13 protein-coding genes are annotated in these 16,436 nt (G+C 67.4%); 4 read left to right on the forward strand and 9 right to left on the reverse strand.

Going from position 1 to position 16,436, the window contains the following annotated elements:
* The first annotated feature begins 3 nt into the window (after window positions 1-3).
* A complete protein-coding gene (locus tag L3V85_RS08180; RefSeq protein ID WP_237678820.1) occupies window positions 4-1,740 on the forward strand; it encodes an IlvD/Edd family dehydratase in 1,737 nt (578 codons plus the stop codon).
* 9 nt (window positions 1,741-1,749) lie between these two features.
* Window positions 1,750-2,667 carry a dihydrodipicolinate synthase family protein gene (locus L3V85_RS08185; protein ID WP_237678821.1) on the forward strand — a complete coding sequence of 306 codons (918 nt, stop codon included), beginning with the start codon at window positions 1,750-1,752 and terminating at the stop codon, window positions 2,665-2,667.
* Window positions 2,668-2,719: 52 nt separating this feature from the next.
* Here the strand turns inward: L3V85_RS08185 and L3V85_RS08190 are convergent, their stop codons facing one another.
* From L3V85_RS08190 to cphA (L3V85_RS08210), 5 genes are all read right to left on the reverse strand, one after another.
* Window positions 2,720-2,998 carry a hypothetical protein gene (locus L3V85_RS08190; protein WP_237678822.1) on the reverse strand — a complete coding sequence of 93 codons (279 nt, stop codon included), beginning with the start codon at window positions 2,996-2,998 and terminating at the stop codon, window positions 2,720-2,722.
* A 165-nt stretch (window positions 2,999-3,163) separates the two neighbouring features.
* Window positions 3,164-3,595, reverse strand: coding sequence for a hypothetical protein (locus L3V85_RS08195; protein ID WP_237678823.1), 432 nt, complete (start codon window positions 3,593-3,595; stop codon window positions 3,164-3,166).
* 66 nt (window positions 3,596-3,661) lie between these two features.
* On the reverse strand, window positions 3,662-4,066 hold the full coding sequence (locus tag L3V85_RS08200) for a hypothetical protein (RefSeq protein WP_237678824.1): 405 nt from the start codon (window positions 4,064-4,066) through the stop codon (window positions 3,662-3,664).
* A 158-nt stretch (window positions 4,067-4,224) separates the two neighbouring features.
* Complete coding sequence (gene cphA, locus L3V85_RS08205; RefSeq protein WP_237678825.1) at window positions 4,225-6,792, reverse strand: cyanophycin synthetase; 2,568 nt, start codon at window positions 6,790-6,792, stop codon at window positions 4,225-4,227.
* A gap of 37 nt (window positions 6,793-6,829) precedes the next feature.
* Complete coding sequence (cphA, locus tag L3V85_RS08210) at window positions 6,830-9,067, reverse strand: cyanophycin synthetase (protein WP_414080196.1); 2,238 nt, start codon at window positions 9,065-9,067, stop codon at window positions 6,830-6,832.
* 139 nt (window positions 9,068-9,206) lie between these two features.
* Between cphA (L3V85_RS08210) and L3V85_RS08215 the strand changes: the two genes are divergently transcribed.
* Window positions 9,207-11,498: an ABC transporter ATP-binding protein gene (locus tag L3V85_RS08215; RefSeq protein WP_237678827.1), complete on the forward strand. Its 2,292-nt coding sequence runs from the start codon at window positions 9,207-9,209 to the stop codon at window positions 11,496-11,498.
* Window positions 11,495-11,977, forward strand: a complete 483-nt coding sequence (locus L3V85_RS08220; RefSeq protein WP_237678828.1) for a DUF1854 domain-containing protein — start codon at window positions 11,495-11,497, stop codon at window positions 11,975-11,977. The genes L3V85_RS08215 and L3V85_RS08220 overlap by 4 nt, the downstream gene beginning before the upstream one ends.
* An 80-nt stretch (window positions 11,978-12,057) precedes the next feature.
* On the opposite strand, the gene L3V85_RS08225 is transcribed toward L3V85_RS08220, so the two are convergent.
* From L3V85_RS08225 to L3V85_RS08240, 4 genes are all read right to left on the reverse strand, one after another.
* Window positions 12,058-12,768 (reverse strand): hypothetical protein, encoded by a 711-nt coding sequence (locus tag L3V85_RS08225; RefSeq protein ID WP_237678829.1) that lies wholly within the window; start codon window positions 12,766-12,768, stop codon window positions 12,058-12,060.
* A complete protein-coding gene (locus L3V85_RS08230; RefSeq protein WP_414080197.1) occupies window positions 12,765-14,303 on the reverse strand; it encodes an alkaline phosphatase in 1,539 nt (512 codons plus the stop codon). Before L3V85_RS08230 ends, L3V85_RS08225 begins: the two co-directional genes overlap by 4 nt.
* A gap of 32 nt (window positions 14,304-14,335) precedes the next feature.
* Window positions 14,336-15,799: an alkaline phosphatase gene (locus L3V85_RS08235; RefSeq protein WP_237678831.1), complete on the reverse strand. Its 1,464-nt coding sequence runs from the start codon at window positions 15,797-15,799 to the stop codon at window positions 14,336-14,338.
* A 193-nt stretch (window positions 15,800-15,992) separates the two neighbouring features.
* Window positions 15,993-16,403: a DUF2177 family protein gene (locus tag L3V85_RS08240; RefSeq protein ID WP_237678832.1), complete on the reverse strand. Its 411-nt coding sequence runs from the start codon at window positions 16,401-16,403 to the stop codon at window positions 15,993-15,995.
* Window positions 16,404-16,436 lie beyond the last annotated feature (33 nt).

Raw genomic sequence — 16,436 nt, forward strand, 5'->3', positions numbered from 1 at the left:
CCCATGACAAAGAAACTGCGTTCGACCGAATGGTTCGGCTCGGCCGACAAGAACGGCTTCATGTACCGCAGCTGGATGAAGAACCAGGGCATTCCGGACCACGAGTTCGACGGCCGGCCGATCATCGGCATCTGCAACACCTGGTCGGAGCTCACGCCGTGCAACGCGCACTTCCGCAAGATCGCGGAGCATGTGAAGCGCGGCATTTCGGAGGCGGGCGGTTTTCCGGTGGAGTTTCCGGTCTTCTCCAACGGCGAGTCGAACCTGCGGCCCACCGCGATGCTCACGCGCAACCTCGCGAGCATGGACGTGGAAGAAGCGATTCGCGGCAATCCGGTCGATGCGGTGGTGCTGCTCACCGGCTGCGACAAGACCACGCCCGCGCTGCTGATGGGCGCTGCGAGCTGCGACATACCGGCCATCGTGGTCACCGGCGGGCCGATGCTCAACGGCAAGCTCGACGGCAAGAACATCGGCTCGGGCACGGCGGTGTGGCAGCTGCACGAATCGCTGAAGGCCGGCGAGATCAACCTGCACCAATTCCTTTCGGCCGAAGGCGGCATGTCGCGCTCGGCGGGCACCTGCAACACCATGGGCACGGCCTCGACCATGGCCTGCATGGCCGAGGCGCTGGGCACTTCGCTGCCGCACAACGCGGCCATTCCTGCGGTGGATGCGCGGCGCTATGTGCTCGCGCAGATGTCGGGAATGCGCGTGGTCGAGATGGCGAAGGAGGGGCTCACGCTGTCGAAGATCCTCACGCGCGAGGCCTTCGAGAACGCCATCCGCGTGAACGCGGCCATCGGCGGATCGACCAACGCGGTGATTCACCTGAAGGCGATCGCCGGGCGCATCGGCGTCGAACTGGAGCTGGAGGACTGGACGCGCATCGGCAGCCAGACGCCGACCATCGTCGACCTGATGCCCTCGGGGCGCTTCCTGATGGAGGAGTTCTATTACGCCGGCGGACTGCCCGCCGTGCTGCGCCGGCTCGGCGAAGCCGGACTGCTGCCGCACCCCGGCGCGCTCACCGTCAACGGCCAGTCGATCTGGGACAACGTGCGCGAGGCGCCGAGCCTCGATGACGAGGTGATCCGTCCGCTCGACAAGCCGCTGATCGCCGATGGCGGCATTCGCATCCTGCGTGGCAATCTCTCGCCGCGCGGCGCGGTGCTCAAGCCATCCGCAGCCACGCCCGAGCTGCTCAAGCACAGGGGCAGGGCGGTGGTGTTCGAGAACCTGGAGCACTACAAGGCGCGCATCGTCGACGAAGACCTCGACATCGATGCGAGTTCGGTGATGGTGCTGAAGAACTGCGGCCCCAAGGGCTACCCCGGCATGGCGGAGGTCGGCAACATGGGCCTGCCGCCGAAGCTGCTGCGCCAGGGCGTGAAAGACATGGTGCGCATCTCCGATGCACGCATGAGCGGCACGGCGTACGGTACGGTGGTGCTGCATGTGGCGCCGGAGGCTGCCGATGGCGGGCCGCTTGCGGCGGTGCGCGACGGCGACTGGATCGAGCTCGATTGCGACGCGGGCCGGCTGCACCTGGACATCAGCGACGAGGAGCTGGCATCGCGCCTTGCATCCTTGTCGGCGACTGACGCGCAGCTCATGAGCACGCGCGGCGGCGGCTACCAGAAGCTCTACGTCAACCATGTGCTGCAGGCCGACGAAGGCTGCGACTTCGATTTTCTCGTCGGCTGCCGCGGCGCGGCCGTTCCCCGCCACTCACACTGAATCACCCGCATGACACCCAGATACCGCGGCATCTTCCCGGTGGTGCCCACCACCTTCACCGAACAGGGCGCGCTCGACATCGAGAGCCAGAAACGTTGCGTCGACTTCATGATCGACGCAGGCTCGGACGGCCTGTGCATCCTCGCGAATTTCTCGGAGCAGTTCGTGCTGTCCGACGAGGAGCGCGAGGTGCTCACGCGCACCATCCTCGAACACGTGAAGGGCCGCGTGCCGGTCATCGTGACCACCACGCACTACAGCACCAAGGTGTGCGCCGAACGCAGCCGCCGCGCGCAGGACATGGGCGCGGCGATGCTGATGGTGATGCCGCCGTACCACGGCGCGACCTTCCGCGTGCCGGAGCCGCAGATCTTCGAGTTCTATGCGCGGCTGTCGGAAGCGGTGGGCATTCCGATCATGATCCAGGACGCGCCGGCCAGCGGCACGGTGCTGTCGGCGCCGTTCCTTGCGCGCATGGCGAAGGAGATCGAGCAGGTTGCGTACTTCAAGATAGAGACGGCCGGCGCGGCATCGAAGCTGCGCGAGTTGATCCGGCTGGGCGGCGACGCCATCGAAGGGCCGTGGGACGGCGAAGAAGCCATCACGTTGATGCCCGACCTCGACGCGGGAGCGACCGGATCGATGACCGGCGGCGGCTATCCGGACGGCATCAGGCCGATCATCGAGGCGCACCGTTCAGGCGACCGCGACAGGGCTTTCGCTCTCTACCAGCAGTGGCTGCCGCTGATCAACTACGAAAACCGCCAGGCGGGCTTGCTGGCCTGCAAGTCGCTGATGAAGGAGGGCGGCGTGATCGCTTGCGAAGCGCCGCGCCACCCGCTGCCACCCATGCACCCCGACACGCGCACCGGCCTGATCGAAACCGCGAGGCGGCTCGATCCGATGGTGCTGCGCTGGGGGAAATGAAGGAAGAAGCGGGGGAAAGAAGAAGCGCGAGAGGGCCGCAGGGCCCTTCAGTTCAGGCTTCGGGCGTGGGCGTGATGCTGGCTTTTTCGAGTTCGCTGACCTGCAGGGACAGGTCGAACAGCTTGGACTTGCTGGCGTAATAGCGGTCGAGCCGCCATTCCTTCAGGATGTCCATCGCAAGCTGGAAGCTCTTGTAGTCGAGGTTGTAGAGCGTGATCAGCTCGAAGCTGCGTTCGGACTCGAGCGCCAACACGAGTTGGGCCAGAATCTTGGCCGATTCGTTGGCCGGGTCCGTTTCTATGAATCGGCGAGCGACCTTGATGGCATTCATGGGAGATGGTTCCTCGGTAGGCAGGGACCGAGAACTATAGCTAGCACCTCTTTGCCTTTTATGACAGTCGTGTGACAACAGAGGGTATCCATTGGGGTTTCCCCTTGATTGCGTCAAGGCCGGTCCAGCGCGCCGGACCGGCCTTGGAAAGCTTCCGGGAACAGGTCAGCGCATGGGCCGCATCGGCATGGGCATCGGTTCCGGCGCCGGCACGACCGGCACCATGGTGGTGGTGACCGATTCGCGGATCACGCCGCCGCCCATCACGCTGCCATCGACCATGGAGCGCGTGTTGCCCATGCTGCCGAGCACGCGGGCCTCGCAGGCCGAGCGTTCGGTCGGCGGCTGCAGGCTGCAGCGGGCCAAAGCGTTGGCACGGTAGTCGGGCGCGCTGGTCAGGCCACCGCGGGCGGCTGCCTGGCGCGCCGCGCCCGCTTCGCGGATGCAGGCGGCACGGTCTTGCTGGTTGTGGCCGCAAACGGCCAGTTCCTGCTGGTAGGTGCTGGCGGATTCGCCTGCGGCCGAGGCGATCGTGGTGGCGGTCAGCCCGCCGACTGCGAGCAGGGCCAGGATCATCGAACGCGTATTGCTTTTCATGGACGGCTCCTTGAAATGAGCTAAAGAAAAACCGGGAAATGTTGGATAGGCGGAAATGCGCCGGGTTCAACGCGCGGGCTGTGCCGGCAGCGGCGTCACGGTCTCGCGGATCACGCCGCCGCCCATCACGCTGCCTTCGGTGGTGGTGCGCGCGCCGCCCTTGATGCGGGCTTCGCATTCGGGCTGGTCGGGGCCGGGCTGTTCGCTGCAGCGGGCGAGGGCGTTGACCTGTTCGCGCGGCGCGCTGGGCGTGGTCAGGCCATTGCGCTTGGCTTCCTGGCGGGCCGCGCCGGCTTCACGCAGGCAGGCGGCACGGTCTTGCTGCACGCCGTCGCAAGCGGCGCGTTCCTTCTGCATCCGGGCATCGGAGCCGGGTGCCTGTGCGCTGGCCGTCTGGGCGCCGAAAGCGAGAAAGCCACTGGCGGCGAACAGGGCCGTGGCGGAGAGAAGGGAACGAACTGTTTTTGTCATGCGGGCTCCTTGGTTGGGGCACGCCCTCCGCCAAGGGAGGTGCGTGACCGGAGCCACAGTGTGGTGTCGACGCGGGGTGCGGGTCTGTGGGACAGGCCGCACCCGATGGCCGGGCCGGACGCGCCCATCGGTGTGGGACGTGTCCGGCAAGCAGGGCTTCAGCCCGCTGCGATGCGCTGTGCCAGGTGAGCGAGCGCTTCCTCGACCTGGTCGACGAGGATCAGCGACAGGTCGCCGGGCTGCAGCCGGGCCAACGCGGCATCGATTGCGACGAACTCGCCGCGGATCTCGTCGATCTGGCGCGTGCGTGCCGCGCCCTGCAGGCCCTGGCGCAGCAGCGCCATGACTTCGCCGTCGGCACGGCCGCGCTGCGCCGCGTCCTGGTAGAGGATCACGTCGTCGAAGGCCTCGCCGAGGATGGCGGTCTGGTCGCGGATGTCGGAGTCGCGCCGGTCGCCGGCGCCGCTGATGACCACCGAGCGTTTCTTCGCGGGCATGGTGTCCACGGCCGACACCAGCGCGCGCATGGCGTCGGTGTTGTGGCCGTAGTCGGCGATGACGGTGGCGCCGCGGTAGTCCATGACGTTGAAGCGCCCGGGCACGCCGGCGGCGTCGTTCATGAAGCTGGCGAGGCCGCTGCGGATGGTGTCCCAGTCCAGGCCCACGGCCCACGCGGCGGCCACCGAGGCCATCACGTTGTCGACCTGGAAGCCGATGGTGCCGCCGCGGGTGATGGGCACGTCGCGCAGCGCGATGCGTTCGCGCCACGAGCCTTCGGCGGCCACCAGTGTGTCCTGGTCGACGTACACGGTGCGCTTGCCCTGCGCGCGGTGCGTGGCCATGACCGGGTGCATGCGGTCGGCGGTGAAGAAGATCACGTTGCCGGGGCAGCCCGTGGCCATGGCGGCGACATTGACGTCGGCCGCGTTGAGCACCGCGTAGCCGTCGGGCGACACGTTGCGCACGATCACGCGCTTGAGCACCGCGAGGTCTTCGACGGTGGTGATGTAGTTCAGGCCGAGGTGATCACCGCTGCCGATGTTGGTGACCACCGCCACCTGGCAGCGGTCGAAGCCCAGGCCCTCGCGCAGCACGCCGCCGCGGGCCACTTCGAACACGGCCGCGTCGACGTCGGGGTGCATCAGCACGTTGCGCGCGCTCTTGGGGCCGCTGCAGTCGCCGCTGTCGGTCTGGCGGCCGTCGACGTACACGCCGTCGGTGTTGGTCATGCCGGTGCGCAGGCCGCTGGACGCCAGCAGGTGGTTGATCAGGCGCGCGGTGGTGGTCTTGCCGTTGGTGCCGGTGACGGCGACCACGGGGATGCGGCCGTCGTCGCCGTGGGCGAACATGGTGTCCATCACCGCTTCGCCCACCGCGCGGCCACGGCCGAACGAGGGCGAGATGTGCATGCGCAGGCCTGGCGCGGCGTTCACTTCGACCACGCCGCCGTGCTGCTCCTCGAGCGGGCGCAGCACGTTTTCGCAGACCATGTCGACGCCGCAGATGTGCAGGCCGACCATCTGCGCCGCGTCGACGGCGCGCGCCGCGACTTCGGGGTGCACGGTGTCGGTCACGTCGGTGGCGGTGCCGCCGGTCGAGAGGTTGGCGTTGTTGCGCAGCACCACGCGCTGGCCGCGCGCGGGCACGCTGTCGGGCGTGAGGCCCTGCGATTCGAGCCGGCCGATGGCGATGTCGTCCAGGCGGATCTTGGTGAGCGAGGTGGCATGCCCCTCACCGCGGCGCGGGTCGAGGTTCACGGTGTCGATCAACTGGCGCACCGTGGCGCTGCCGTCGCCGATGACCTGCGGCGGGTCGCGCCGCGCGGCGGCCACGAGGCGGTCGCCCACCACCAGCAGGCGGAAGTCGAAGCCGGGAAGAAACTTCTCGACCATCACCTCGCCGTAGGCGGCGGCCGAGTCGTAGGCGGAGAACAGCTCTTCGCGCGTGTTGATGTTGACCGTGACGCCCTTGCCCTGGTTGCCGTCCTGCGGCTTCACCACCACGGGCAGGCCGATTTCGAGCGCGGCGGCCCAGCCGTCCTCCGCGTCGCGAACGGGGCGGCCCAGCGGCACCGGCACGCCGGCGGCGTTGAGCAGCTGCTTGGTCAGTTCCTTGTCCTGCGCGATCGACTCGGCCACGCCGCTGGTGCTGTCGACTTCGGCGGCCTGGATGCGGCGCTGCTTGGCGCCCCAGCCGAACTGCACCAGGCTGCCGCTGGTGAGGCGGCGATAGGGAATGCCGCGTGCCACGGCGGCGTCGACGATGGAACCGGTGCTCGGGCCCAGGCGCTCGGATTCGTCGAGGTCGCGCAGTTCGGTGATGGCGGCTTCTGCGTCGAAGGGCGTGTCGGCCAGGGCGGCGGCGATCAGCTGCTCGGCCAGTTCAGCGGCGCGGCGACCCACGGCCTCCTCGGTGTACTGGAACACGACCTGGTAGACGCCTTCTTCCGTCGTGGGCGAGGTGTGGCCGAAGTTGACGGCGCAGCCGGCCTGGGCCTGCAGCGCGACGGCGGCGTTCTCGAGCACATGGGCCAGCGCCAGCGGCTGGCCCAGCACCATCGGGTGCAGCTCGCCGATGGTGGGGAAGCGGGCGCGCAGGCGGTCCTCGAAGCCGGCGAGCCGGCTGACGGCGTTCTCGTCGCCGTGGCAGGCCACGACTGCCTCGATGGCGGTGTGGCGGCTCCAGAGGTTGGGCCCGCGGAGGGCTCGGATGCGGGTGACTTTCATGGGCGGCGTGCGGCTACTTGCGGGCTGGCGAGGCGATTCAGGCCAGCTGGGGTTGGAGGGGTTGGGTCTGCGACAGCTGCAGCGATGCGAGCGCTGCCTGCAGGTCGGCCTCGAAGGCCTCGACGCCGGCGCCGATCAGGTTCAGCGGAATGCCCATGGCCCAGGCCGCGGCCACGGCGGCCAGCAGGCTTTCGAGGCTCACCCCGGCATGGGTGGCGCGCCACACGGTCAGCCGGCCGAGGCCGGGCAGGAAAGACTCGCTGTTGCCGTTGGCCAGCACCACGCGGTCTTGCCGCACCAGCACGGCCTTGCCACCGGCGCCCTGATGCGCGGTGAGCGCGGCGGCCTGCGGGTCGGCCGCGTAGAGGATGACGGCGCCGTCGCACAGCGGCGCGAGGCCGGCCACGCGCGCGTCGGCCGCGTTCAGCACGGCGGTGCCTTCGGACAGCACCACGTCCACCTGCGTGCGCAGCACCTTGACCATCTGGTCGCTCTCGGTGATGTCGTAGTCGGCCAGGGCTTCACAGCCGTCGAGGTCGGTGACGATGCCGACTTCGCAGCGGTCGTAGGGGAGGCCGTCGCGCAGGATTGTTTCGGCGCCGTTCTCGATCACCACGGCCTGCACGGCGCGGTTCACGAGCAGGCGGTGGCCGGCGTCCCAGTTGGCGCTGTCGCGTGCGTCGACGCGGCGGCGCTCGAGGAACAGGCCGTCGCGGCAAGCGAGGCCGGTGTGGCGTCCGCCCAGGCCGACCAGCCACGCCACCAGGCGCGCCAGCACGGCGGTGTCGCGCGAGCCGGCCACGCCGACCACGGGAATGCGGCCCGGTGCGTCGTTGGGGAACAGGTGGTCGCAGATGGCGCGGCCCACCGGGCGCGGCGAACCGACGGCCGGCTTCAGGTGCATCAGCAGGCCGGGGCCGGCGTTGACTTCGACGATGGCGCCGCGCTGCGAGCCCAGCGGCTTGGAAATATCCAGCGCCACGAGGTCGATGCCGGCAATGTCGAGGCCCACCACGCGCGCGGCCAGCACGGCGGCGTGCGCGACTTCGGGGTGGACCTGGTCGGTGCAGTCGTTGGCCATGTTGCCGTTGCGCTGAATGGTGACCACGCGGCCGGCGGCCGGCACGGCGTCGGCGTCCAGGTCCTGGCGCTTGAGTTCGAGCTGCAGCTTGGCGTCGGTGTCGATGACGATCACGTCGAGCGGGAACTCTTCCTCGGCGCCGCGGCGCGGATCGCTGTTGAGCTGCTTCTCGATCAGTTCGCGCACCGAAGCCTGGCCGTCGCCGGTCACGGTGATGATCTCGCCGCGCGCGGCGGCCACCACTTCGCCGCCCACCACCAGCAGGCGGTGCTCGTGGCCGCGGATGAAGCGCTCGACCATCACGTCGCTGCCCTCGGGCTCGGCGACCGCGAAGGCGGCCATGACTTCTTCACGGGTCGTCAGTTCGAGCGACACGCCGCGGCCGTGGTTGGCGTCGGATGGCTTCACGACCACCGGCAGACCGATGTCCTCGGCGGCTTCCCAGGCTTCTTCGGCATCGGCGACCACCTGGCCTTCGGGCACGGGGACGCCGCAGCTCGCGAGCAGGGACTTGGTCAGTTCCTTGTCGCTGGCGATCGATTCGCCGATGGCGCTGGTGTAGTCGGTCTCGGCGGTCCAGATGCGTTGCTGGTTGGCGCCGTAGCCCAGTTGCACCAGGTTGCCGCTATTCAGGCGCATGTGGGGAATGCCGCGGTCGGTGGCGGCGGCCACGATGGCGGCGGTGCTCGGGCCGAGGTAGCAGTCTTCGACCTTGGCCTTGACCGCGTCGACGGCCTTCTGCACGTCGGCGGCGGTGAACGGGTCGTTGTTGATGGCGGCCATCAGCAGGCGGTGGCCTTCGGCCAGCGCCACGCGGGCGACCTGCTCGTCACGCGCGCGGAACACCATGCGGTACACGCCGTGTTCGGAGGTACTGCGGGTTTGCCCGAAGCCCGTGGGCATGCCGGCCAGGTTCAGCAGCTCGATGACGACGTGCTCGAGCACGTGGCCCGACCAGGTGCCTTCGGTGAGGCGCTGGATGAAGCCGCCGCGCTCGCCGACGCCGCAGTGGTGCTCGATGAGCGCCGGCAGCAGCCCGGTCAGACGGTCGGTGAAGCCGTCTATCTTGTTGGAGGGGTAGTCTTCCAGTTGGCCCAGATCGAGCCAGACTTCGAGCACCGGACGGTAGGTCCAGAGATTGGGACCGCGCAAATAATTGATGCGCAGCAATTGGATGTCGTCGAAACGGGTCATGCAAACGTTCGATGTGCTTTGGCCGAGCACCGCGGCGCCTTCAAGCGCGCCCATGGCAATCGGTCAGAATCGGCGCCCGACAAAGGGCGCCATGACGCGGTCCATGCGGCCCGCGACGGGCAAGAGTCAAAGAAACACAATGCAACATCACGATCCAGTCGGCACCCGGGAGGGCGAAACAGAGGCGGCTTCAGACGCGCTGAAAAACCGGCTCGCAGTCGCGGAAAACGTTCTGGTAATACTGTCGGTTGACCTCGACGACCAACTTCGCTTCGCTTCCGGCCTAGTCGCCCTCACTGACCGGCGGCTGATCGCCCTCGAGCCGGGTGGCGAATGGCATGAGTGGCCACTGACGGACGCCTCCCTGGCGCTTCGCTTGTCCGACCATTCCGGCGTCGGAACCCTTGATTTGACGGGCTCCGCGGGCCGTTTGGGCCGCTGGCGCTACACCCTGGCCCACCAGGTGGCGGCACTGCGCCTGCTCAAGCTTTTCGGCCAGCGCATGGCGGGTGTCTCCAAGGCGACACCCGAAGTCATCGAGGCGGCGGATGGCGACGACCTGGCCGGCGCCGACGCCGAACGCCAGTCCCCGCCCTCGACCTGGGTTTTGTTACGACTCGGCCGTTTCGCCAAGCCGTACCGCAAGCAGTTGATCCTGGGGTTTGTACTGACCCTGATCTCCACCGCCGCCACCTTGGTGCCGCCGTACCTGACCATCCCGCTGATGGACGACATACTGATCCCGTTCCAGAACGGACAGAAGATCGACACCATGCGCGTCGGCCTGTACCTCGGCGGCCTGCTGGTCGCGGCGCTGGTCGGCTGGGGGCTGGGCTGGGCGCGCACCTATTTGCTGGCGCTGGTGTCCGAACGCATCGGCGCCGACCTGCGCACCACCACATACGAGCATCTGCTGACCCTGCCGCTCGACTATTTCGGCGGCAAGCGCACCGGCGACCTGATGGCGCGCATCGGCTCGGAAACCGACCGCATCAATGTTTTCCTCTCGTTGCATGCGCTCGACTTCGCCAACGACGTGCTGATGATCGTGATGACTGCGGTCATCCTGATCTCCATCAACCCGTTGCTGGCGGTGGTCACGCTGGTGCCGTTGCCCTTCATTGCCTGGATGATTCACGTGGTGCGCGACCGCCTGCGCACCGGCTTCGAGAAGATCGACCGCGTCTGGTCCGAGGTGACCAACGTGCTGGCCGACACCATCCCCGGCATCCGCGTGGTCAAGGCCTTCGCGCAGGAGCGCCGCGAAGCCGAGCGCTTCCGTGTCGCCAATGCCTACAACCTGCAGGTCAATGACAAGCTCAACCGCACCTGGTCGCTGTTCACGCCGACCGTGTCGCTGCTCACCGAAATCGGCCTGCTCGTGGTCTGGGCTTTCGGCATCTGGCAGGTGGCGCGCGGCAGCATCACCGTGGGTGTGCTCACCGCCTTCATTGCCTACATCGGCCGCTTCTACACCCGGCTCGACTCGATGAGCCGCATCGTCTCGGTCACGCAGAAGGCGGCGGCCGGCGCCAAGCGCATCTTCGACATCCTCGACCACGTGAGCAACGTGCCCGAGCCGGCCAACCCGGTGAAGGTGGAGCGCGTGCAGGGCCGCATCGAGATGAGCGGGCTGGGCTTCCGCTACGGCTCGCGCGCCGTGATCCACGATCTCGACCTGGTGATCGAGCCAGGCGAGATGATCGGCCTGGTGGGCCACAGCGGCTCTGGCAAGAGCACGCTGGTCAACCTGATCTGCCGCTTCTACGACGTGACCGACGGCGCCATCAAGGTCGACGGCACCGACATCCGCCGCTTCGCCGTGGCCGACTACCGCCGCCACGTGGGGCTGGTGCTGCAGGAGCCGTTCCTGTTCTTCGGCACCATTGCGCAGAACATTGCCTACGGCAAGCCCGATGCCACGCGCGAAGAGATCGTGGCCGCCGCGCGCGCCGCGCATGCGCACGACTTCATCCTGCGGCTGCAGCACGGCTACGACTCGCTGGTGGGCGAACGCGGCCAGGGCCTGTCGGGCGGCGAGCGCCAGCGCATCAGCATCGCGCGCGCGCTGCTGATCGATCCGCGCATCCTGATCCTCGACGAGGCCACCTCGGCGGTGGACACCGAGACCGAGAAGGAAATCCAGAAGGCGCTGGACAACCTCGTGCAGGGCCGCACCACCATCGCCATTGCGCACCGGCTATCGACGCTGCGCAAGGCCGACCGGCTCGTGGTCATGGACCGCGGCGAAGTGGTCGAGGTCGGGCCACACGACGCCCTGATGGCGAAGCAGGGTGCCTACTGGCGGCTCTACCAGGCGCAACTGCGCCAGGGCGACGACGACGCGAGCGAAGGCGCGGCCGACGAACGTGCCAGCGCGCAGGCGCCTTTGCCCATTGCCCACGCAGCCCATCCGGCGGGGGACGCATGACCGAGAACAACACCACGCCATCTTTCGAACTCGAGCGCGATGCCTTGGGCCGTCTCGTGCTGACCGACGCGCAAGGCGAGCGCCATGTAGGCATCGTGCCCGTGCGGGCCTTTCCGCTGAGCGCCCCCGGCCACGGCGTGTCGCTTGTTGGCGGTGAAGGCCGCGAACTGGTCTGGATCGACAGCGTCGATCAACTGCCGCCGCAGGCCAAGGCACTGCTCCAGGAAGAACTCGCGGTGCGCGACTTCGCACCCACGCTGCTGCGCCTGCACGGTGTGTCGAGCTTCGGCGTGCCCAGCACCTGGACCATCAGCACCGACCGCGGCGACACCACTTTCGTGCTCAAGGCAGAAGAAGACATCCGCCGGCTCGAAGGCGGCGCGCTGCTCATTGCCAGCGCGCATGGCGTGCAGTTCCGTATTCCCGATGTGAAGACGCTGGACCGGGCTTCTCGCAAGTTGCTTGAGCGCTTTCTCTGAGCACCAAAGAAAAAGCCCCGCAGCCTTTTCAGGGGCTCGGGGCCATGCGGGGAATACCGCGCAAGCTGGATTGAACCCGGTCAGTCCAGCAGGTCCGAGTAGTCGCCGCGCTCGTAGGCCTCGGTGGCCTTCCACGGAAGCGTCTTCGGCGCCGGGATGACCGAGGCGGTCATCACGTTGATCGAAGTGCCGCGTGCATTGCGCTGCTCGATCTTGCGGGCATATCGGCCAGCCGTGTCCCAATCGATGCGCAGCGTGCCTTCGCCCTGCTGCAATTCGTAGCGTTGCACGCCCTTGCCGGCCGTGCCCAGGTCCTTCATGCGCGAGAAGCTCGCGGGATCGACCAGCCAGTACGAGTTGGCCCACGAACCGCTGTAGCCGACGTTGCCGTAGTTGGCGGCGTCGATGTCGATCAGCTTGCGCTGCTCGCGCAGCACCATGCCCACTTGCACCTTGCCCGCGGCATCGCGACGCACCCACAGCGGGGCGGCCGTGTTGTCCGCGTGCGCGTGGCCGATGTGCACCTTGCCTTCACGGGCTTCGTGGTCGTGGTCTTCACGCAGCGCGGGCGGCAGCTCGCGCTCGACCCAGATTGAGCCGGCACGGCGGAACATCAGGTCAGCATAGCGGCTCTCGCGTTGCACGCCGTCCTTGCCGATCGACATCATGTGATGCTGGATGCGCAGGTTCTGGTCCGGCGCCGCGGCATCGCCCGCGGCGCTGGCTGCCAGCGGCAAGGCCGCCAGGGCCGTTGCCGTCAGCAGCGTCTTGAGTGTCACGGATGCCGTCACAGGCCAGCCGCTTCCTTGACCTTGTTGAACACCTTGGTGTTTTCCATGGTGCCCTTGAAGATCTTCGAACCGGCGCCGCCGGCGAACAGCATCACGTCGCCGCCGCCGTGGGTTTCCGCGCCAGGCGAACCCAGGTTGATGCCGACTTCCTGCAGGAAGTTGTCGTCGGTGGTGTCCATGGCCGTCTGATCGTCGCGCTCAGCGCCCTTGGCGCGCGTGGGAGCGATCCACTTCTTGTTCCCGTCTTCCGCGTTGACGTCGCTGCCGGCGGTTGCATTGGGCCGTCCGCCGTTGCCGAACACCAGCGTGGTGTACGGCTTGCCATCCGCTGCCTTCGTGGGCTTGCCGTCGGCATAGCCATTGACCAGGCCGAGGATCGGGTTGCCGATCTTCGGATAGCCGTTGAAGGCGATCGCGTGGTCATGGTCGGCCGTGACCACCACCAGCGTGTTCTTCAGGCCCGGGTCCTTCTTGTTCATGTAGTCGAGCGCGGTCTGGATGGCCGCGTCGAATGCCAGCGTGTCTTCCAGCGCGCGCTTGGCATTGGTGCCGTGCAGCGCGTGGTCGATGCGGCCGCCTTCGACCATCAGGAAGAAACCCTTGTCGTTCTTGCTGAGCACGCCAAGCGCCTTCTCCGTCATGTCCGACAGGCTGGGCTGGTCGATGTTCTGCTTGACGCGGTCCAGTTCGTAGGCCATTTCGCTCTGCGAGAACAGGCCCAGCAACTTGCCCGTCGAGGCCGTGTCGACGGCCTTGAGCTTGGTGCCGGTGTCGACATAGGCGTAGCCCTTGGCCTGCATCGCGGCCACGAGGTCCACGCCGTCCGTGCGCTTGCTGCTCGCGTTTCCAGGCAGCGGCAGGTAGTTGCGCTGGCCGCCACCCATCAGCACGTCGATGCCGTCGAGCAGCTTGAGGTTGTAGTTGGCATGGCCCGGCACGCTTTGCTCCGCAATGGTGTTGTAGCCGTTGCGGTTGCAGATGTGCGCATAGGTGGTGGCCGGCGTGGCATGGCCGACGCGCGTGGTCGACACTGCGCCCACGGCACGGCCCTTGGCCTTGGCGAGTTCGAGCAGTGTGTCGGCGGCCTTGCCGTTGGTCGGCGGGCAGGTGGTGTTCTCGCCGCTGATGTATTGCTTGCCGGCGCTGTCGTAGGCAACGGTGTCGCTCGACATCGAGATCACTTCGTTGCGCATCTTGACGCCGGTCATGTAGGCGGCCATCGAAGGCGCGCTGTCCGTGGTCTGGCCGTCGAGCGAATAGGTCTTCACGCGCGCTGCGTAGGGCAGCGACTGCATGACGAGGTTGGCGCGCTCCGGGCTCACCAGCGAGCCGGGCTTGGCGGCCAGTTGCTTCTCGCCCTTGTAGATGCGAGCGGCGGTCACGGTGACCGGGCCCATGCCGTCGCCGAGGAAGAAGATGACGTTCTTGGCTTCGCCGGCGGCGTGCGCGTTGCCGGCCAGGGTGCCGGCGGCGGCGCAGAAGAGGGCGGCGGCCAGGCGGGTTTTGCGGGTGATGCGATTCATGGTCGTGTTCATGTTTGTGTTCGTCGATGAGCGCTGGTTGCCCCTCACAGGCCGACCGCCTTCTTGATCAGGCCGAACACGTCGGTGTTGGTGATGACGCCGGAGAAGTTGTCGGCGCCCAGGCCTTGCGCGCCGAGGAACACGTCGGCTCCGCCGTGGGTTTCGGAGTCGCTGCTGGGGTCCATGGGAACCACTGCTTCCTGCCTGTAGTCCTTGTTTTCCAGTGCGGTGCTGTCGATGGCGCCACGCGTGGGCAAACGAACCGGGCCGTTGCCGAAACCGATGATGGTGTACGGGTTGCCGTCGACGTCCTTGCTGGTCTTGCTGTTGTCGACGTAGTCCTTCACCAGGCCCAGCACGCCCGGCTTGCCCGGCTCGGTCTTGCCGGTGCGCGCGGCATAGCCGTTGAGCTGCAGCGTGTGGTCGTGGTCGGCCGTGACCACCACCAGCGTGTTCTTCAGGCCCGGGTCGATGGCTTGCATCTTGTCGAGCGCGAGCTTGATGGCGTCGTCGAAGGCTGCGGTGTCCTGCAGGGCACGGCGGGCGTTGGTGGCGTGCAGCGCATGGTCGATGCGGCCGCCTTCCACCATCAGGAAGAAGCCCTTCTTGCGCGCGGCCAGGGCGTCGATGGCCTTGCCGGTCATTTCGGCCAGGCTCGGCTCCTTGGTGGCGTCGCGGTCCAGGTCATAGGCCATGTGGCTCTTGGTGAAGAGGCCGGCGATCTTGGTGGTGCCGTCGACGGGCAGCTTGTCGAATTCGGTCTTGCTGGTGGCGTAGCTGTACTTGGCCGCCTTCAGCTCGGCCGTGAGGTCGCGCTTGTCGTTGCGCTTGCCGCCCGCTTCCTTGGAAAGGAAGTAGTCCGTGCCACCGCCGAAGAACACGTCGATGCCATCGCCCAGCTTGCCGTTGTAGCCCGCGCCGCCCGGCACCAGCGCCGCGGCGATGGTGTTCTCGGCGTCGCGGTGGCACACGTGCGAATACGTGGCGGCGGGCGTGGCGTGCGTGATGCGCGTGGTGGTCACCACGCCGGTCGCGTAGCCCTTGGCCTTGCTTTGCTCCAGCAGCGTCTCGACGGCCTGGCCGTTGCCCGAAGGGCAGGTGCTGTCGTAGTTGACGTGGTAGGCCTTGCCCGAGGCGTCGGTGGCCTTGGTCTCGGGGCTCATCGAGATGACTTCGTTGTTCATCTTGACGCCGGTCATGTAGGCCGACATCGACGGCGCGCTGTCGGTGACCTGGGCATCGTTCGAATAGGTGTGGACGAAGGCCGTCTCGGGCAGCGTGTCCATGGTCAGGTCGCCGTCTTCGCCGACCTTGTAGATGCGCGCGGCGGTCATGGTGGTGATGCCCATGCCGTCGCCCAGGAAGAACAGCACGTTCTTCTGGGGCTGTGCGGCGGGCTGTTGCGGCGGAAGAAACGGCAGCAGTTGGGGGCCGTGGTTGCTGCCGCCGCAGGCGGACAGCAATAGCGAAGCGCCCAGCAGCGCTGGGGCAATGAAGCGTTGGGTCATGCGACTCCCTCCGGAGGGGTTGTTTGAGTAATGCGCCTGGTGCGCAGATGTTCCGGAGGTGAAATCTAAAGATGTCAAATGACTCGGCGGTGACGATGCACATCCGCCGAGAAAGTTCAGCGCATTTCAAGAAAGAAACACGCCGGTAGACTTCGGCGTGTCATGCCCGCCTGCTAGCGGGTGTGGCTGTTGCTCAGTGCGCAGCCATCCACCGCCACGCCACCGCGCCCGCAGCCGCCGCCACCCCGCTCACCAGCGCCCCCCACACGATGTCGATGAACGACAGGGCCAGCGGCCAGTTGCGGATCACCGCCAGGTTGGTCAGGTCGTAGGTGCCGTAGCAGAACATGCCGAACAGCGCGCCCAGCACGGCGGCGCGCAGCACGCTCTGCGCTTCGACGCCGGGAACGATGGCAAAGAGCAGCAGGCCGATCGGGTAGATCAGATAGAACGCACCCGCGAAGGCCAGCCGCGGGTTCGGCGACATCAGGTCGCCCATGCCCTCCTGGTACATGCCCTTGGCGACGACGCCCAGCCAGATCATGTCGATCACCAGCAGCACCACGAAGGTGGCGGCCCATGCAACCAAGTGTTTAGTGCTCATTCGAGGCATCGTATCCGCGGGCGTGGCGCGGCC

It is taken from the genome of Variovorax paradoxus, from assembly GCF_022009635.1.
Classification (GTDB): domain Bacteria; phylum Pseudomonadota; class Gammaproteobacteria; order Burkholderiales; family Burkholderiaceae_C; genus Variovorax.